15 protein-coding genes are annotated in these 19,044 nt (G+C 72.5%); 7 read left to right on the top strand and 8 right to left on the bottom strand.

The genetic code is table 11. The annotated features are described in order from the left end of the window. The 8 genes from ACXR2U_RS20695 to ACXR2U_RS20730 all read right to left on the bottom strand — a co-directional run. On the bottom strand, nucleotides 1-207 hold a 207-nt coding region (locus ACXR2U_RS20695; RefSeq protein ID WP_458826978.1), incomplete at its 3' end, for a hypothetical protein. A gap of 8 nt (nucleotides 208-215) precedes the next feature. Next, the gene (locus ACXR2U_RS20700) at nucleotides 216-1,451 is read right to left on the bottom strand and encodes a PKD domain-containing protein (protein ID WP_458826979.1); all 1,236 of its coding nucleotides are present in this window, start codon (nucleotides 1,449-1,451) and stop codon (nucleotides 216-218) included. 74 nt (nucleotides 1,452-1,525) lie between these two features. Beyond that, entirely contained in the window at nucleotides 1,526-3,181 is a 1,656-nt protein-coding gene (locus tag ACXR2U_RS20705; RefSeq protein ID WP_458826980.1) for a substrate-binding domain-containing protein, read from the bottom strand. Nucleotides 3,182-3,290: 109 nt separating this feature from the next. Then, complete coding sequence (locus ACXR2U_RS20710) at nucleotides 3,291-3,686, bottom strand: hypothetical protein (protein WP_458826981.1); 396 nt, start codon at nucleotides 3,684-3,686, stop codon at nucleotides 3,291-3,293. A 418-nt stretch (nucleotides 3,687-4,104) separates the two neighbouring features. Further along, on the bottom strand, nucleotides 4,105-4,866 hold the full coding sequence (locus ACXR2U_RS20715) for a mechanosensitive ion channel family protein (RefSeq protein WP_458826982.1): 762 nt from the start codon (nucleotides 4,864-4,866) through the stop codon (nucleotides 4,105-4,107). A gap of 64 nt (nucleotides 4,867-4,930) precedes the next feature. Beyond that, entirely contained in the window at nucleotides 4,931-5,368 is a 438-nt protein-coding gene (locus ACXR2U_RS20720) for a DUF2382 domain-containing protein (RefSeq protein ID WP_458826983.1), read from the bottom strand. Between the two features lie 95 nt (nucleotides 5,369-5,463). Next, nucleotides 5,464-6,270: a DUF2382 domain-containing protein gene (locus ACXR2U_RS20725; protein ID WP_458826984.1), complete on the bottom strand. Its 807-nt coding sequence runs from the start codon at nucleotides 6,268-6,270 to the stop codon at nucleotides 5,464-5,466. A gap of 321 nt (nucleotides 6,271-6,591) precedes the next feature. Further along, on the bottom strand, nucleotides 6,592-7,425 hold the full coding sequence (locus ACXR2U_RS20730; RefSeq protein ID WP_458826985.1) for a TetR/AcrR family transcriptional regulator: 834 nt from the start codon (nucleotides 7,423-7,425) through the stop codon (nucleotides 6,592-6,594). 176 nt (nucleotides 7,426-7,601) lie between these two features. Here ACXR2U_RS20730 and ACXR2U_RS20735 point away from each other — a divergent pair, with 176 nt between their 5' ends. From ACXR2U_RS20735 to ACXR2U_RS20765, 7 genes are all read left to right on the top strand, one after another. Continuing rightward, a complete protein-coding gene (locus tag ACXR2U_RS20735) occupies nucleotides 7,602-7,757 on the top strand; it encodes a hypothetical protein (RefSeq protein ID WP_458826986.1) in 156 nt (51 codons plus the stop codon). Next, nucleotides 7,754-11,047 (top strand): BTAD domain-containing putative transcriptional regulator, encoded by a 3,294-nt coding sequence (locus tag ACXR2U_RS20740; RefSeq protein WP_458826987.1) that lies wholly within the window; start codon nucleotides 7,754-7,756, stop codon nucleotides 11,045-11,047. The genes ACXR2U_RS20735 and ACXR2U_RS20740 overlap by 4 nt, the downstream gene beginning before the upstream one ends. Nucleotides 11,048-11,070: 23 nt before the next feature. Then, entirely contained in the window at nucleotides 11,071-12,258 is a 1,188-nt protein-coding gene (locus ACXR2U_RS20745) for an acetoin utilization protein AcuC (RefSeq protein WP_458826988.1), read from the top strand. Between the two features lie 2 nt (nucleotides 12,259-12,260). Further along, nucleotides 12,261-14,912, top strand: a complete 2,652-nt coding sequence (locus ACXR2U_RS20750; protein WP_458826989.1) for a bifunctional acetate--CoA ligase family protein/GNAT family N-acetyltransferase — start codon at nucleotides 12,261-12,263, stop codon at nucleotides 14,910-14,912. Between the two features lie 105 nt (nucleotides 14,913-15,017). Then, nucleotides 15,018-16,157: a glycosyltransferase gene (locus tag ACXR2U_RS20755; RefSeq protein WP_458826990.1), complete on the top strand. Its 1,140-nt coding sequence runs from the start codon at nucleotides 15,018-15,020 to the stop codon at nucleotides 16,155-16,157. A 238-nt stretch (nucleotides 16,158-16,395) separates the two neighbouring features. Further along, nucleotides 16,396-17,994: a PQQ-binding-like beta-propeller repeat protein gene (locus tag ACXR2U_RS20760; protein WP_458826991.1), complete on the top strand. Its 1,599-nt coding sequence runs from the start codon at nucleotides 16,396-16,398 to the stop codon at nucleotides 17,992-17,994. 95 nt (nucleotides 17,995-18,089) lie between these two features. After that, entirely contained in the window at nucleotides 18,090-19,043 is a 954-nt protein-coding gene (locus ACXR2U_RS20765) for a TolB-like translocation protein (protein ID WP_458826992.1), read from the top strand. Nucleotide 19,044: the final 1 nt, after the last annotated feature.

A 19,044-nucleotide genomic window follows, 5' to 3' on the forward strand; every position in this document is an offset into this window, starting at 1 on the left:
GGCCGCGGTCCGAGCGGCCTGGGCGGCCCGCTCCAGCGCGGCGGCCCGCGCCGGTCCCGGCCGCCGTCGGGCCCGGGCCGACACCTCCACCGCGAACCTCCCGAGTTCGACGATGACGACCGCGAGCGCCAGCAACGCCGCCACGACCACGGGAATCTCCAGGACCGAGGCGATGTGGAAGATCGCGGAGTAGAGGGGGTTGTCCATCGCGTGGTCTACCGCTTCCGTCGGGGTCGGGTCCGGGCAGTGGTCGGTCGACGGCGTTCACTGAGCGCGCCGAGGCTTGCGAGCAGCACGGCGGCGGCGGCGGCGATCACCCAGTCCGGCAGCGACACGGCCTCGGTTCCGGCCCGGGCCGCCCGAGCGGAGTCGTCGCGGGGTCGGGCGCCGGGCGGAACGTCCACGACGGCCGCCGTGGCGTTCGACAGGACGTAGCCCATGACCGCGCCTGCCGCACGGGTCGAGCCCGCGCTCGCGGTTGCCGTCGCCACGGAGCCGGAACGGTCGGGTGCGGCGGTGCGTCCGGGCGCGCCCGTCCCGTCACGGGCCGTCGGGACGCCACCCACGACCGGTCCGCTCCCCTGGCGGGGGCCTACGTCTGGGGCCGCCGGCCCGCCGGTTCCGCGGTCCCGTTGCGTCGGCGGCGGGGACGTCGGAGGCGGCGTGCTGGTACTGCCCGTGACGTCGACGAATGTCGAGGTGGTCCCGGTCGACCCGTCCGGCGCGGTCACCGTTGCGACCACCTCGTAGTGCCCGGCCCTGGAGAACGTCGTGGTCGGATCCGGCCCGTCGCCGAACGGCTCTTGCTGCCCGACCCGCCAGGACCACATGAGCGGTTGAGTCGGATCGGCGCTGTCGACCCGACCGTGGAACTGGACGGTCTGCCCCACCCTCACCGCGGCGGGATCGGCCTGGACCCGGAGTGCCTGCAGCGTGGACGACAGGTGCAGGACGAGGTGGATGGATTCTCCTGGGGTCGCCACGATGTAGACGCCGTTCATCACCGGCGGATCGACCGGAACCACGGTGCGGGCGCCGACCGCGAAGTACAGGTTGTCGCCGTCGTAGATGAAGGCGGGCTGGGCGTTGTACTCGAACGGGAAGTGGTCGTCGGCGGGAGCATCGAGGTCCGCGGACACCGTCGAGAGTCGACCGCTCGCTGTCGGCCCCTGGATGTCCACGGTCCGCACGTTCGCGACGGCCACGCCGACGCCGGTCGAGACCAGCTCGTGCAGCGACACCCCGGTGTGGCTGTCGGGCTCGAGGAACACGAATCCGGCGGTCGTCCGGTAGACGCCACCGGACGCGTCCAGCGGCAGCGCCTGCCCGGCGGTGAGGTCGTCCCGGTCGAAGTCCGTCCTGGCGAGGGCAACGGGGACCTGGCTGCCGTCCGGCCGGTCCAACACGGCCGTGACGGTGACGACGGCGGGTCCGGTGGCGGACGCGGGCACGACGGGGACACTGCCGACGACGACGAACAGGCAGGCCGCGGTGAGCAGCCTGCCTGTTCGTGCGCGAAGGGTGCTCAGGTGACGGTCACCGTGGCGGTGGGGGTGCTGATGCCCTGGGTGAACGTGCCGTCGTTGCGGTAGTGCACCTCGACCTGGTAGCTGCCGGGCGGGATGTTGGAGTACTTGAACGTGAGTTGAGTGGTCCCCGCCGGAACGGCGATCGGCGAGCTGAGCGGTTGCAGGGTGCCGCCGTCCGTGGCGCCGTAGAGCTCGAGGGTTCCTGATCCGTTCGGTGCCTTCGGCGCGAGGGTTGCCTTCCCTCGGACGACGCCGGCCCCGCCGGTGAACGTTGCGGTGACCGAGGCCCTGACGGTGATGACCGTCGACGGGGCCGTCGTCCTCGACGCGAGCTTGTCACCGAAGGGCGGCGTCAGGTCCGGCACCTCGATCTTGTCGACCGGGTCGCTGGTGACGGTGTAGGTGCCGTTGCGGGTGGGCTTGTAGGTCAGGACGTACTTGCCGTTGCTGTCGGTCGTGGCGGTGGCGACCTGCTTGGCGGCGCCTCCGGTCGGGGTGAAGTTCAGCCGCACTGTCAACTTCTTCAGCACCGGCGTGCCGGGAACGGGGTTCTTGACCGAGCCCTTGACGGTCAGGGCGGTTCCGGCGCGCACCTCGGTCTTGTCGTAGTTCGTCGAGATGTTCGGTGCCGCCGACGGCAGGAACGGCGCACCGCCCTGCTGGTCGGCGAGGTAGGCGCCGATCGCGGTCTGGGTGGTCGGCGAGGTCAGGTAGTTCAGGAAGGCGGTCGCAGCTGTCGTGTTGATGCCGGCCTGGACGGTCGGGTCACTGAACGCGGCGGGGTTGACGGCGTAGGCGTGGAACGAGTTCACGAGCGCATCGGTCCCGCCCAGGGCACCGGGCTTGCTGTTGCCCCGGGTCATGATCCGCAGGTTCTGCGCCTGGCCGGTCGACTGCAGGTACTGCAACGTGCCGCGGTCGGTGAAGACGTAGCAATCGGCGCCGCGCCCGTAGTTGCAGGCGGACGCGTTCAGCACGTTGGGGCCCTGGGTGAGTCCGGTGGTGTGGTACCAGTCCGGGTTGGTGTTCACGACCGGGCAGGTACCTGTGGTGGTGCTCGGCGCCTCGCCTCCGCCGTTCACCGCCGTGACATCGCAGGTCGGGACGCCCGTGGTCAGCGCCCACAGCGCGTGCTCCTGGACGGTCGTGCCCGGGGTGCCGCCTCGGGACACGAAGTCCGCCTTGCCCCTCACCCCGGCCGCCGCGACCTTCTGCAGCGCGGTGACGATGTCGTGCTGGCCGCCCTGCAGGACCTGGGCCGGGTCGCCGTCGACGGGGCCTGCGAGGACGTAGTCACCCCAGAAGATCGCGCGGCCGTAGTTCTCCAGCGAGTACCCCGAGCCGACGAACTGGTTCTCCAGCGAGGCCGCGTGGACGATCATCGCGCTGGCCGAGCCCTGCTCGGCGTAGGCGATGGCCGCGCCGGTGCCCTTGCTGACGTAGTTCAGCGTGACCCCGGGGTTGGCCGCCTCGAAGCCCGGCTTGATCACCGACTGGACGAGGTTGGAGTCGTAGACGTCGCTGGTTCCGACGACCGTGAGCGTGGAGGCGTCGTCGGCGAGCGCAGGGGCTGCCGTGGCCGCGAGGACCCCCGACGCCAGCGCGCAGACGACGACCGGGACCGCGACGACGCGGCGGAGGAGAGTTGGCACGGCGCGAAACCTAACACCGCATCTGCGTTTGACAAGCGTCTTCGACCACGCGAATCCGGAACAGGCAGGCCCAGAGGACCGATGATGCGGAACAGACGGGACGAACCGGTCAGGCCGGGGTCACGCGCACCAGCACCTCGGTCGGACGCTGGATGCCGACCTGCACCCCGATCCGGGAGTACCCCTCGCCGACGGCGACCAGCACGGCCGTCCCCGTCGTCGTCGCAGTCGTTGCGCACAACTGCGCGTCGTCCTCGGACGCGTCGCCGAGCAGGCCGACCCGTCCGGCGCGCGGGACCTGGAACGACACCGCCTGTCCTGCGGCCACGGTGACGGTCGGAGGCGGGTCAGCCGCAGGCGTCGTCGACACCGAGTCCTCGGGCACGACGACCGTCGAGGCACAGGCGGCGATCGGCCGCAGCGGCACCGCGGTCGGTGCAACGCTCGGAGCCGGAGTCGAGGCACCGCCGCACGCGCAGAGACCGCCGAGGAGAGAGATCAGCACGACGGACGTCAGGAGGGAGGTTCGCGGTCCGGGGCGGTGCAGCACGGGCGGACCGTACGGCGTCGCACGTGCGTGACCCGTCAGGGGTCTGCCCCGCGGCGGTGGCGCAACGTCGGAACGTCCAGCGAACTCCGGTCACGGAAGTGGCCCGCCGGCTGCGACGGCTCCAGCGCCGCCATCCAGTAGTCCGCGGCGGTGCGCGGCGCCGTCGCACACGACCCGAGCGGGGGTCGCTGTCATCGAGGTCCGTCTCATGTGCGCGTCGACGCCACCACCGCGTTCACGTGAACGCGGTGGCGCCACCTTGGTGGCGAGCTCGAGCGTGCGGCGGAGCTGAACCAACGAACCCGTCGTCGCCACGAACGACGGCCGGCCCGATCACCGGAGTGGTCGGGCCGGCCGCGTTGACGATCAGGCGTCACGACATCCGGTTGATGCGCTGCTGCCCTTCCTGCTTGGCTTGCTGAGCCTGCTGCTTGACGCTCGGTGCGTTGCGGATCGCCTGCTGCATGTTGGGCTTCTCGCTGTCGTACTTCGCGAGGACGTTGTCCCAGCGGGTGGACATCGCGCGGATGCCGCCACCGCCGACGGCGACGATCGCGATGCCGACGGCTGCCGCGAGCACGGCGTACAGCACCGCGTTGACGATGTTCGTGGCGATGTGCAGCTGGTCGAGCGCGGCGATGACGCCGAGCGCGAGGATGACCGTCGAGGCGATGTTGGCGAGGATCTTGCCGTAGGACAGCGATCCGAGGCTGTTCTGGATGAGGCCCTTGACCGCGGCGGCGATGGCGGCGGCGATGACCACGATGACGATGGCGACGAAGACGAGCGGCAGGTAGGAGATGACCGCGCGGAGGTAGTCGCTGATCGGGTTCGGGCCGAAGACGCCGAACGCCGTGGACACGACGAACAGCATGATCGCGTAGAAGACCAGCTTGGCGAGGATGTCGCTGGCGTCGTACTTGCTGGACTCCAGTGCCCGCTTGATGCCGCCGCGCTCCACCGCGCGGTCGAAGCCGACCTTGGTGAGCACCTTGGACAGGATGCGGGTGATGATCTTGGCGACGATGTAGCCGACGATCAGGATGACGAGGAACAACACCAGCTTCGGGACGAACGCCGCAATGTTCGAGAACGCGTTCGAGATGCCGGTGGTCGTGTCGATTGCTTGGTCCATCGTGTGACGCCCTCTCATTGGTCAGCCCGCCCCTGGTTGGGTGCGAGCGGTGATGCGGTGGAACTCAGTGCGACTGCGTTTCCACGCGACGGATGTCGACGTCGACGTCGACCACTTCGCGCCGCAGTTCGTCGTGGACGGTCTCGGTGCGCGTGACGCGCTCGGTGGTGACGGTGACACGTTCGTAGGCCCGGAGGTCGTGTTCGACGCGGGGGACTTCCTCCCGCAGCACCAGGACGATCGGTGGTCGTGGCTGCGGAACGTCCGGGATCGTCGGGCCGACTGCGACGCCGAAGAGTCGACCGTTGTGGAAGTCGAGGTCGTCCCCGTCGATCTCGAGCACCTCCCGGTGCACGTCGACCTCGACGGTGCGTCGTTCGGTGATGATCCGTCGTCGCACCCGGACCCGACCGGCCACGACCCACTCGGTGTCGACGGCCAAGGTCTCGGCCCTCGTCGTGGTCTCGGCCGTCCCGGGCGTCACGGGCGGGTCTGACGTCACGTGGCGTCCCCTGTCTTCAGGCGCGGGGGAGTCGTGGCCGGTTGACGCGCCGGGTGGTCGGATCCCCCCGGATCCCGACCACCCGGCGCCGTTCGTCACCGGTCGGTGCGGTCGGTGTCGGTCACGCCGACCGTGTCGATCTCCTCGTGGCTGACCTGCTCCTCGACCCGCTGCTGCTCGGTGACCGTCTCGGTCGCGAGGCGCACACGCTCGACCGGCACGGTCTCCTTCGAGGTCACCGCACGCTCGGCGTGCAGGGTGACCTCGTGCTCCTCCTCGGACAAGGCGGGGCCGTCGAGGGCGTCGCCGACGTTGGCATCGGTGATGGGCTCGCGCTCGACCCGTACCTCCTCGTGGGAGACGGGCACGGTCTGGCTGATGTTCTCGGTGACGACGTGCTTGCGCAGCCGTGCCCGGCCGGCCTCGACGTTCTCGGTGCCGACGTGCAGCCGCTCCTCGGAACGGGTCATGGCGTCGTCGGTGTTCGGGCCCGACGTGTCGTGGCCGGCGCCGCGGAACTCCCCGTCGCGGCCGCCGTCGACGGAGGCGTCGGACCGGTCGTCGACCTGCTGGGTCCGGCCGGAGCCGGACTGCAGGTAGCCCGCGTAGTGGGTGTAGAGGGCGTCGATCTCGGCCTCGCTGAGCTGGCCGTCCGCGTCGACGTTCGGCGCGTCCTTGACCTGGGCCTTCTCGACCCCGAGCTGCAGGTCGTCACCGACGTGGGTGGCGCCGTACAGCGGAGCGAACGACTCGTTGCTGCCGAACAGACCGGTGGACACGGTGATCCAGACCGGCTGCTGCGTCTGGTCGTCCAGGTAGACCTGGCCGATCTTGCCGATCTTGTCGCCGTCCCGGTCGATCGCAGTGTGGCCGACGAGGTCGTCGACACTCGGTGCAGTCATGGTGGTGCCTTCCTGTTCGAGGTGTCCGTGCACGACGGGATCGTCGGACGGGCGTGGGAGAAGTGCTGCGGGCATGGAAGAACCACGCTCGGAGCGGGGAGACGGCGCGATCAGCGACGTGATGTGGTGGCGACCGGTCGTCTGGACCGGTCGCAGATCAGGTGCGGCGCCGGCTGTCGCCCGGAGGGACGGATGTTCGGTCCGGTGGACGAGACGAGACGTCGGTGACGATGGCGTTCAACGGTCGGACCCCCGCGACCAGGCGCGGGAGTTTCTCCCCCACGCAGGCACAGCCTTACGGTGTAAGTGCCTGTGACTGTCCTACCCGGAAACTCCGGAGAATCTCCCGATCCGGTCGATCAGTTCCTCGAGACCGGCGTCGAACTCCTCCGACCAGACGTCGGCCGCGAGGCCCGCCGCGAGCCGGTGCACCCCCGGGTACTCGTCCTCCGGCACGTTCCCGCCCAAGGGGTCGAGTTGTTCGTGGGGGGTTTCCGCGTCGGCGATGGCCTCGCGCTCCGCGGCGGTACGCGACGGCGTGAGCCCTCCCGGCAGTGCCGTCTCCACGGCCGCGGCGTCGCCGCCCGCGGAGGCCGACAGGGCGCCGTCGCCGGGCTTGGGGTCGACGAGCGTCATGGCACTGGTCTCCAACAACAGGAAACCGAGCAGGAAGCTGTTGAAGCTGCGGTAGACGAACAGGACCTGGTCGTCGGAGAACCCCTCGTCGGACAAGGCGGTGATCATCGACTCGATCCACCGCAACGACCGCAACGGCGGGTTGATCCAGGGCGCCTGCGACGGCCGGGTCGCCACCATCGGGAACGCGTGCGGGTGGCCACGGGCGTACCGCCGCACGCCGTGGGCCAGACGGGCCAGGTAGTCCTGCCAACCGTGCACCGGTGTGGCCTCGACCTCCGGGTCGTGGTCGAGTTCGTCGACGACCCGGTCGACGACGGCGTCGAACAGGTCGTCGCGGTTGGACACGTACCGGTACAGCGACATCGGCTCGTACCCCAACCGCGCCGCCACACCGCGCAGCGAGGCCGTGGCCACCCCCTGCTCGTCGATCATCTGCAGGGCGGCATCGGCGATCGACTGGCGGGACAGGCGTGGACGCTCGGGATCAGCCGGCGAGCCGTCGTCGGATGCGTCCACCGCGCCAGTGTGCTCCGGTGCGTCGTGCGAGCGGTGCGGCTGGACCTCGGGGTGGCCCAGCCACACCGACCCCTCGTACACCACGACAGCGCGTCGCGTGAGGCTGGCGTTACACCCCGGCGGGTGGGGAGCGCGGACGCAAGGCGGACGCAAGGCTCCGGGGACAGGATGGGGCCATGAGCAGCGAACCCGACGCCGCGACCCTGCTCGCGCAGGCTCTCGGCACCGTGCCTCCGGGCCCCGACCGGGCCGAGGCGCCGCCCGCCCCGCTCGACCCTCGCGATCCCACCGACAGCGACGCGGCACCGGTGCCGAGAGCAACGGTCCCGTGAGCACGCCCGCCGCGCGGCCCGAGGTCGACGCGTACGTGCTCGGCCCCCTGGTCGTGCGTCGCGCCGGGCAGCCGGTCGAGCTCGGCCCGCTGCGCCGCCGGGCGACCCTCGCCGCGCTGCTGGTCGACAGCGACCGCGTCGTCCCGCTCGACACGCTGCTCGACCGGGTGTGGGACAGCGACCCGCCCGACTCGGCGGTGACCGCCGTCCAGGCGTACCTCTCGCGGCTGCGGGCGGCGTTCCGCCGGGCCGGCGGGGGCGACGACGACGCCGGCTGGCCGATCGTGACCGAGCACCCCGGGTACCGGCTCGCCGTGCCCAGGAACCACGTCGACGCCGAGCGTTTCTCCACCGCGGTGGCCGACGCCCGCGCCGCCCGGGAGCGCGGTGACGTACGGGGGGCGTCACGGACCGTGCGGGCCGGCCTCGCGCTCTGGCGCGGCGAGCCGTACGCCGACGTCGTCATCGCGACGACCCGGCGCGAGGCCGAACGGCTGACCTCGCTGCGTCACAGCGCCCAGACGCTCGCGGTGGAGCTCGACCTCGCCCTCGGCCGTCACCACGACGTCCTCGACGAACTGCGCGACCTCGTGCGCGTCGCGCCGCTGGCAGAGCAGGTCCACGGGCTGTACATGACGGCGCTGCACCGCGCCGGTCGGCAGGCCGAAGCGCTCGACCACTTCGCGCGGGTGCGAGAACTGCTCGCCGACGAGCTGGGCGTCGACCCCGGCCGGGAGTTGCAGGACCTGCACGCCCGGATGCTGCGCGGCGATCCCGCGCTCGACGACGTGCCGCTGACGACGCCACCGGTGGTCGTCGCGTCCGAACCGCCTCCGATGGACCGCGTCGACGGCAGCGAGGTCCTCGACACCGTCGACACCACCCCCGGTGCGCCGCCCCTGATCGGCCGCGCGGCGGAAGCGGCGACGCTGCGCGCCACGCTGGATGACGCCGCCCAGAAGGGTTTCCGCGCCGTCGCGGTGGTCGGCGAGGCGGGCATCGGCAAGACGCGGCTGCTGGAGGAGGCGGCGGCGCACGCACGCCGCAGTGGCGCCCTGGTCGCCTGGGGACGCAGTTGGCAGCACGACGGCGCGCCCCGCCTCTGGCCGTTCGCCCAGGCCCTGCGGGTGCTGGCCGCCGAGGTCGGACCGGCCGCGTTCGTCGAGGCGGCGGGCACCGGTGCCGACATCCTCGCGCTCGTGGTCCCGGACCTGGTGCCCGACCGTGACAGCTCCGCGCCGGTCGACGTGGTGGGCGATCTCGAACGCTCCGAGCTGCGGGTGCTCGACGCCGTGGCGCAGGTGCTCACCGGGCTCGCTCGAGCCCGTCCGGTCGTCCTGGTGCTCGAGGACATGCACTGGGCCGACGCCACCAGCCGCCGCACCACCGAGTACCTCGTCACCCACCTGCACGCCCCGGGCATCGCCCTGGTGGTGAGCGTGCGGTGGCCGAGTGACGAGGCGTCGGCGACGACCGGAGCGCTGCTGGCAGGTCTCGCCCGAGGCGGTGGCCTGGTGCGGATCGACCTCACGGGGTTCGACGCGGCCGACGTCCGCGACTACGTCGCCGACCGCACCGGCAGCGTCATCGACGACGCCACGTCCGCCGCCCTGGTCGACCGGACCGACGGGAACCCCTTCTTCGTCGGCGAGATCGTGCGGCTGGTCGTCACCGACAGCCCGACGGTCGGCGACGTCGAGGTCACCAACGCCGAGGTACCCGACACCGTCCGGGCCGTCGTCCTGGCCCGCATGGACCGGGTGGACCCGGCGGACCGCGAGGTGCTCGACGCCGCCGCGGTGGTCGGACGCAGTTTCGACCTCGACGTGCTCGTGGCGGCGAGCGGCCGCGACGAGGACGTCGTCGACGAGGCGGTCGACCGCGCCACCGCGGCGGGCGTGCTCGGCACCGAGCCGGGGGCGCCCGGCGTGCACCGCTTCGCCCACGCGCTGGTGCAGCAGACCCTGCTGGAGGCCATCGGCCCGGCGCGACGTCGTCGGGTCCATGCACGGGTGGCGGCCGAACTCGCGCGCCGCGAGGTCTCGCCCGGCGTGCCCCGCGACCCCGACCAACTCGTGTACCACCTGGCGGGCGCCGGCGGCGACGACGCGTTGACCCGCGCGGTGGCGATCTGCGTGACGCAGGCCGACACCGCCCGCGCGCGCGGGGACTTCGCCTCGGCCGAGGCGGTGCTCCTGCGGGCCGTCGATCTCGCGTCACGTCTGCGGGGGGCGGACGCCCCGCTCGCGGAACTGTCGGCGCGGCTGCGGTTGTACTCCCTCTACAACCTCGTCGCCCCGAGTTCGGACGTCGCCCGGTCGCACCACGCGCGGGCGGTCCACCTGGCGCGGGAGTACGGACGCCCGGACGACCTGCTCGTGGCGCTGCAGGCGGCCTACGCCGAGGCGATCATCCGCATGGACGTGCCGGCGATGACCGCGGTCGAGGAGGAGCAGAGCGTCGCGGGTGAGGCCATGGACCACGACGGCCTGCGCCTCGGGTCGGCAGTGAACCGGACGCAACGGCTGTTCTACACGGGACGCGTGAGCGACGCGCTCACCAGCGCCGACGAGGTCATCGCGTTCCTCACCCGGCCGGAGGTGACCGTCCCGCCCGGCGCGTTCCCCATCCATCCCGCCCGCCTCGCGCGGTGGTTCCGGGCCACCTCGCTGTCGTTCCTCGGCCGCGACGACGAGGCCGCCGCCCAAGGCGCCGCACTCGACGACGACGACGTGATCGGCGGCCGCGACGCGCACACCACCACCTACATCAACCTGCTCGTCGCCCTCTGGCAGGGGATGCGCGGCGACCCCGACCGCGCGCTCGACGCGGTCGCCCGCACCCGTGCGGCCCAGCAGGTCGCGGGCACCACCGACGGCGCGGTGTACGTCGACGTCGTCGAGGCGTGGGCCCACGGCCGTCGTCGGCCCGGGGACCGGCCGGACGCGATCGGCGACCTGCTGCGGCCCTACGACCACATGCCGAGCCTCGGGACGCGCGCGTTCCTGCGGGGCCTGCAGGCCGACGTCCTGCTGTTGGCCGGGCGGCCGGCCGAGGCCGTGGCCGCGGTCCAGCGGGGCCTCGACGAGATCGACCGCAACGGGGAGCGCCTGTACGAGCCGTGGCTCGCCCGCCTCGGTGCCCTGGCTGCGACGCGCGCCGGCGAGGACGTCCTCGCCGACCGGTGGCGGGCCCGGTCGTTCGCCGCCGCGGAGCGGATCGGCCTCCCCGTGGCGCCGGTCGACGCACAGTGGAAGTTCCTCACCGCCGCGCACCGCGAGGGGATCTGAACCCGGTCGGCTACGGTCCCTTCGTGGTGGACTGCCGAGCGGTCGCGGTGTGGAGTGAGGACTACCTCCGGTACGACTTCGGCGAGCACCCGATGTCACCGGTGCGCCTGGACCTCACGATGCGCCTGGCCGGAGCGACGGGCGTGCTCGACCGGCTCGAGGTGACCGCCCCGGTCGCTGCGACCGAGGCCGAACTGCTCACCGTGCACGACGCCGACTACCTCGCCGCGTTGCGGCAGGCGTCCTCCGAGCCGGGGTACGTCGGCTACGGCCTCGGCGGCGACGACAACCCGGTCTTCCCGGGGATGTACGAGGCCGCCGCGCTCATCGCGGGCGGGACCCGTACCGCGGCCGCGGCCATCGTCGCGGGCGACGCCACCCACGCCGTCAACCTGGCGGGCGGACTGCACCACGCGATGCGGGGATCGGCCTCGGGGTTCTGCCTCATCAACGACGTCGTGCTCGGCATCGACCACCTGCTCGCCTCGGGCTACACCCGCATCGCGTACGTCGACGTCGACGTCCATCACGGCGACGGCGTGCAGGCGGCGTACTTCGACGACCCGCGGGTGCTCACGGTGAGCCTGCACGAGGACCCCCGCTTCCTGTTCCCGGGGACCGGGCTGCCGACCGAGATCGGACGCGGTCAGGCCGTCGGTACCGCGGTCAACGTCGCCCTGCCGCCCGGGACGTCCGACACCGGGTGGCTGCGCGCCTTCGCCGCGGTCGTGCCCGGCGCGGTCCGGGCCTTCGCCCCGCAGGTGCTCGTGACCCAGGGCGGGTGCGACACCCACCGCGACGACCCGTTGGCGAACCTCGGGCTCACCGTCGACGGTCAGGCCCGCGCTGTTGCACTGTGCCACGATCTCGCTCACGAGCTCACCGAGGGTCGCTGGTTGGCGGTCGGCGGCGGGGGCTACAACATCGTGCGGTGCGTCCCGCGGACGTGGACCCAGGTGCTGGCGGCGGCGAGCGGTGCGGTGCTGCCGATGGACACGGAGATCCCGGCCTCGTGGACCGCGCACCTGCGCGAACGCGGCGTCACCGACGACCTCCCGGAGCGGTTCGGGGAACTGCCGCCGGGTCACGCCGACCTGCGGGTCGAGGGCTGGATGCCGGGCGGCGAGACCTGGCTCGACCGTTCCATCGGCGCCACCCGCAACGCCGTCTACCCGTTGCTCGGGCTCGACCCCGACGACCCGCGGGACTGACGGTGAGCGAGAACCCGACGGCGGACGTCGCCGCCCCCGCGTACCCGCCGGACTGGGAGGCGGACGTCGTCGTCGCCGACGGCGGAGTGTTGCACCTGCGTCCGATCCGGCCGGAGGACGCCGACGCCATCGTGGCTTTCCACGGCGGCCTCTCCGCGCGCACCCGGTACTTCCGCTACTTCTCGGCCTACCCGACCATCCCGCCGCGCGACCTGCAGCGGTTCGCCAACGTCGACCACGACCGCCGGGTGGCGTTCGGGGCCTGGTTGGGCGACCGCCTGGTGGCCGTCGGGCGCTACGAGGGTGAACCCGGGTCGACCTCGGCCGAGGTCGCGTTCGTCGTCGCTGACGACCAGCAGGGCCGCGGGATCGGCTCGATCCTGCTCGAGCACCTCGCGGCGGCCGGCCGTGAGCGGGGGATGACCCGCTTCACGGCGCTGGTGCTGGCCGAGAACCGTCAGATGCTGCGGGTGTTCATCGACGCCGGCTACCAGCCCGACCGTCACTTCGACGGCTCCGAGGTCGAGTTGGCCTTCGACATCGGCGAGACCGCGAGCACCGAGTCGGTGGCCCGTGACCGCGAACGCCGTTCCGAAGCCGCCTCGATCCGTCGACTGTTGCGCCCGGCATCGGTCGCGGTCATCGGCGCGAGCGGTGACCCGAACAAGATCGGCGGGGCGGTCTTCCGCAACCTGCTCCGCAGCGGGTTCCAGGGCCCGCTGTACCCGGTGCACCCCACCCGTCGACACATCGGCGGCGTACCGGCGCACCCGTCGGTGCTCGACATCCCCGACGTCGTCGACCTCGCCGTGATCGCCGTGCCGGCCGCCTCGGTGGGCGGGATCGTCGAACAGTGCGGGGAACGTTCGGTGAAGAGCCTGGTCGTCATCTCTGGCGGTTTCGGCGAACGCGGCGACGAGGAAGGCCGCGCCGCGCAGCGTTCCCTCGTCGAGGCGGCCCGACGCGACGGCATGCGGGTCGTCGGACCCAACTGCCTCGGCGTCGTCAACACCGACACCGAGGTCTCGCTCAACGCCTCGCTCGCGCCCCTGCCACCCCTGCACGGCCGAGCCGGGTTCTTCTCCCAGTCCGGCGCGCTCGGGGTCGCCGTGCTGGGCGAGGCCGCGCGGCGCGGGCTGGGGGTGTCGACGTTCGTGTCGGCCGGCAACCGCGCCGACGTGTCCGGCAACGACCTGCTGCAGTTCTGGGAGGACGACCCAGGCACCGATCTCGCGATGATGTATCTCGAGAGCTTCGGCAACCCCCGCAAGTTCGCCCGGCTGGCCCGGCGCTTCGGCCGCACCAAGCCGTTGGTCGCGGTGAAGAGCGGGCGGCAGGGTGTGGTGGCCGGCCTGCAACACACCTCGGTCGAGGTACCGGAACAGTCGGTGGCGGCGCTGTTCGAGCGGTCCGGCGTCATCCGCGTCGACAACACCGGCGACATGTTCGACGTCGCGCTGCTGCTGCTCACCCAGCCCCGCCCCGGCGGGCCGCGTGTCAGCGTCGTCGGCAACTCGACCGCGCTCGCCCTGCTGGTCGCCGACGCCCTCGACGGCGCCGACCTGCAGCTGGGCCGGGTCGTCGACATCGGCACCGAGGCGGGACCGGACGCGTTCCGCGCCGGCCTCGACGAGGCCCTCGCCGGTGACGCCTGCGACGCGGTCATCGCGGTGTTCGTGCCGCCGCTCGCGACGACCTCCGCCGACGTCTACGCCGCGCAACTGCGCGAGGCGGCGGCCGGCAGTGACAAGCCGGTGCTGTCGACGTTCCTCGGTTTCGACGGCGTTCCTGAGGCCCTGGCCCACCCCGGCGTCGCGGCGCCGGCGTACGGGTCGGTCCCGAGTTATCCCTCGCCGGAGCGGGCCGTCGCGGCTCTCGCCCGGGCGGTCCGGTACTCGGCGTGGCGCGACGAACCCGTCGGCACGCCCGTGTCGTTCCCCGACGTCGATCCGCTGCCCGCCCGCGAGCTGGTCGGTCAGGTGCTGCACGAGACCGAGGGTGGCCGGCAGCTGTCGGCCGAGGAGGTCAGCCGGCTGTTGGGGGCGTTCGGGATCGCCGTCGTGCCGTCGCAGCGTGTCGACAACCCGTCGGCAGCGTTGCACGCTGCAACGGAACTCGGGTGGCCGGTGGCGTTGCGGCGCGAGTCCGGGGGTCAGCAGGTCCGCCTGCACCTCGACGAACCCGAGGCGCTCTACGAGGCGTGGGCGTCGATGGACCTGCCCGACGTCGGCGCCGAGGCGACGGTCCAGCCGATGGTGCCGCGCGGCGTCGACACCGTCTTCGGCCTGACCGACGACCGCTCCTTCGGCGCGTTGGTGTCGTTCGGGGTGGGGGGCGTGGCCACCGACCTGCTCGGCGACCGGGCTTTCGCCGTCGTCCCGTTGACCGTCGAGGACGCCGCGCGGCTCGTCGCGTCGCCGAAGGCCGCTCCGCTGCTCACCGGGTACCGCGGGTTGCCCCCGGCCGACACCGGCGCCCTCGCGGACCTCGCCGGTCGGCTCTCACGGCTCGCCGACGAGCTGCCCGAGGTCGTCACGCTCGACCTCTACGCGGTGGCGGCGCCCGCCGGCCTCGCGGTGCTCTCGGCTGAGGTGCTCGTCGCGCCGCCTGTCACGCGCGGCGACACCGGACCGCGCCGTCTGCGCGGCCTCTGACCCACCGGACCGGTCGGGAGGTGGTCCCGACGGGAACCCGTAGAATCACGGAGGTGCGCAGGTGGGGTGGCGGCTGACGCTGGACGTCCATCCACCAGAACCCCTGTGAAGGACGTCATGCGCATCCTGTTCTCCTCCGTTCCGGCCTTCGGCCACCTGCTGCCCCTCGTGCCCCTGGCCCGCGCCGCGCGCGCGGCCGGACACGACGTCGCGGTCATGACAAGCGCCGGCATGGCCCCGGTCGTCGCCACCGAACTGCCCGACGTCCCGTTCCTGGCCGCCGGTCCCATGCCCGACGTCCTGTTCGCCGAGGTCGTCCGGCGCATCCCCGGCCACGACCCGCTGGGAACGCCCGACCCGGACGCGGTGGCCGAGTTGTTCGCGGGCACCCGGGTCGACCTCACGATCGACGACGCCCTCGGCGTGGTCCGGGCGTGGACGCCGGACGTCGTCGTCTCCGACGCAGTCGACTTCGTCGGCCCGCTCGCGGCCGCCGCGGTGGGCATCCCGTCGGCGCTGGTCGCGTTCGGCCCGCAGCTGCCGACCGAGTTCAGCGCCCCGATGTTCGCGGTCGTGGCGTCGCGCTACGCCGACCGCGGGCTGGGGATGCAGCCGCCGGTGGGGATCTTCGACCCGGTCCCCGCGCCCCTGCAGGCGCCCGGTTGGACCTCCGATCCGCTGTTCGTCCCGGTGCGCCCCGAACCCCACCGGCGCGAGGGCGCGTCGGCACCGGCGTCCGGCTCCGCCGCGGGGTCGACCCGTGTGCTCGTCACGCTCGGCACGGTCTTCGGCGACGACGCGATGCTCAAGGCCATCGTCGCGAGCCTCCCCGAGACCGGCGTCGAGGTCGTGGCCACCGTGGGGGTCCGGCCCGACGTCGACCTCCCCGCCGACACCGAGCACGTCCACTACGAGCGGTTCCGCCCGATGGCGGAGCTGCTCCAGGGGACCGACGTGGTGGTGAGCACCGGGGGAGCGGGGACGGTCCTCGCCGCGCTCAGCCAGGGCATCCCCCTCGTCCTCGTCCCGCAGGGAGCGGACCAGTTCATCAACGCCGAGCGCGCGGCCGCCGCCGGAGCTGCCCTCGTGGTCCGCTGGCCCGACGAGGTGGGCGCCGCGGTGGCCCGCGTCCTCGCCGAGCCGTCCTTCAGTGCTGCGGCCACCGCGATCCGCGCCGACAGCGACGGACGCCCGTCCGCGGATGCGGCGGTCGCGGAGCTCGTCCGCCGCGTCCGCGCCGCCTGACGCGCCGCCGGGGCGGAGTGCCACTCCTGGGGCCGCCCCGGCGCCCACCCGGTGAGAACGGTGTGAAAGGTTAGAATTCGCTCAAGAAATGCCACAAACGGGACTTTCATCTTGCCGGTGCCGTTTCTCCGTGATTCTCTTCCTGGAGAAGCTTTCACTGAACAGCGGAGAACGGGGGACGTCGGGCATGGGTGCGAGTGTCGGGTCAGGTCGTCGACGAGCCACCGGACTGCTGGTCGTGCCACTGGTGACAGCCGGGATCGCCGCTCTCGCGGCCGCCCCGCCGGCAGCCGCCGCGACCGGCCCGGCCCCGGTGGTGCAGCCGTCGTCGGGCACCGTGAGTGCCCAGTCGCTGCCCACCGCCCAGGTCGACGGCGTGGTGTGGTCCCAGGGCGTCGCGGGCAACACCGTCTACGTCGGCGGCAGCTTCGCCCAGGCTCGCCCGGCCGGCGCCGCGGCCGGGACGCAGACGGTCCCACGCGCGAACCTCATGGCCTACGACCTGACCACCGGTGCCATGACCTCGTTCGCCCCCGTCATGAACAACCAGGTCTACGCGATCGCCGTGACGCCCGACGGGAGCCGCGTCTACGTGGCCGGGCAGTTCACCACCGTCGGGGGTGTCGCCCGCAACCGGATCGCCGCGTTCAGCACCTCGACCGGCGCCCTGCTGACCAGCTTCGCGCCCAAGATCGGCTACAACGTCAAGGCGCTCGCCGTCACCAACACGACCGTGTACGCCGGAGGCGCGTTCACCACCGTGGGGTCGGTCGCCCGCAACCGCGGCGCCGCGTTCGACGCGTACACGGGCGCGCTGCTGCCGTGGAACCCCAACGCGGACAACACGATCCAGGCCATGACCCTCTCGCCCGACGGCAAGTCGGTGTACCTCGGCGGGGCGTTCGGCAACGTCGGCGGCTCGACGGCTCGCGGCCTCGCGCAGGTCACGGCCGACACCGGCGCCCGCCTGAGCTGGGCCGCCTCGACCCGGGTCTACGACTCCGGCAAGTCCGCCGCGATCCTCTCCCTGACCCACGACGCCACCAACGTCTACGGGGGCGGGTACGTGTACGCCAACACCTCGGCCGGCAACCTCGAAGGCGTGTTCGCGGCGAACATCGCGACGGGCGCGCTCACCTGGGTGCAGGACTGCCACGGCGACACCTACGGCGTGTACGCCAGCAGCGCCGCGGTCTACAGCGTCGGTCACGCCCACGACTGCGCGCGGGTCGGCGGGTTCCCCGAGACCAGCCCCCGCACCCACCACTTCGCGCTCTCGTGGACGCCAGACGCCCGCGGCACGCTCAACCCGTGGCTGAACGGGGAGCCGTACGCCAACTGGGGCGGGACGCCCGCGCCGGCGATGCAGAACTGGTTCCCGACCCTCACCCCGGGCACGTACACCGGCATCTCGCAGGCGGCGTGGACGGTCACCGGGACCGACAGGTACGTGCTGCTCGGCGGGGAGTTCCCGACCGTCAACGGGCTCGGCCAGCAGGGCCTCGCCCGCTTCGCCCTCCCGTCGGTGACGCCGTCGAAGGAAGGCCCCCGCCTGAGCGGCAACGAGTGGAAGCCGACCGTGACCTCCGCCCGGCCGGGCGCGGTGACCGTCACCGTGCCGACCAACTGGGACGAGGACGACCTGGTGTTGACCTACTCCCTGATGCGCGGCACCACGGTCGCCGCCCGCACGAGCGTGTCCGCCACGTTCTGGCAGAAGGGGACCGTGACCCTGCAGGACACCAGCGCTCCGAGTGGGGCGACCAACTACCGCGTCGTGGCGAGCGACCCGAGCGGCAACACGGTCACCAGCGCGTACGTCACCGCCACGACGTAGCCCCGGGGTCGGGGCGGCGCAAGCGATCGGCCAGCGAACGACAAGCGGGCTCGGTGAGGGTGGATCCCGTCCACTCGAGAACCGGGAGTCCCACCATGTTCCGTCGCACCGTCATCGTCCTCGGGATCGCAGGCGGCCTCGCCGCCTCGTTGGCCGTCGCCGTCGCGCCGCGCGCCGACGCCGCGACCGTCCCGCCGGGATCCATCGTCTACCTGCGCGGCGACAACATCTGGATCGCGCGGGCGGACGGGTCGCGGGCGCGGGCCGTCACCACCGACGGCGCGGCGGACCGTCCGTACACGTCACCGTCCGAGGCCGACGACGGCACCATCGCCGCGGGCCGGCTCGGTGAGATCGTCCGCATGACCCAGCAGGGCCAGGTGTTGAACCGGATCGACCCGCCGCCGTTGCGGCTCGGGTCCGGCCACAACGCGGACGGCACGCCCGCCGACGTCGCGATCTCGCCCGACGGGCGGTACATCGCGTGGTCGTTCGTGCAGTACGACTGCGACCCGACCTGCCTGGTCCGGTACGCCACCGGCTACACCCTCGCCCGTCGGCTCGACACCAGCGTGGGGGCGGCGACGCAGTACCACGCGCCGTCCTGGATCGGCACGAACCGGACCCTGCAGTCCGGCGGCTACAACGTCCAGGTCATGCTGCAGAACCGCCTCGCGGCGCCGGTCCACTGGTTCGACGACCACCAGGTGTACGCCGACGACACCGACCTCGCTGACGCCGAACTCTCGCGGAACGGCCGGTTCCTCGGTCTGGTGCGCGGCTACGGGGCGAACTCGACGGTGCTCTGGTACCAGGTGGACGGCGACGCCCGCCACGGGACGCCGCCCGGTCCCCCCACCCCGCTGTGCGTCACGAACGCCGACGCGAAGGCGATGAGTCCGACGTTCGCTCCGGATTCGTCGGCGATGGCGTGGTCGTCGTCCGAGGGCGTCTACGTCAAGGCCAAGCCGGGGCGTTGCAGTGTGCAACCGAAGCTCGTGCTGCCCGGCGCCTCCCGCCCGATGTGGTCGGCCGCCCGGCTCGTCTGAC

Source organism: Jatrophihabitans sp. YIM 134969 (assembly GCF_054456675.1).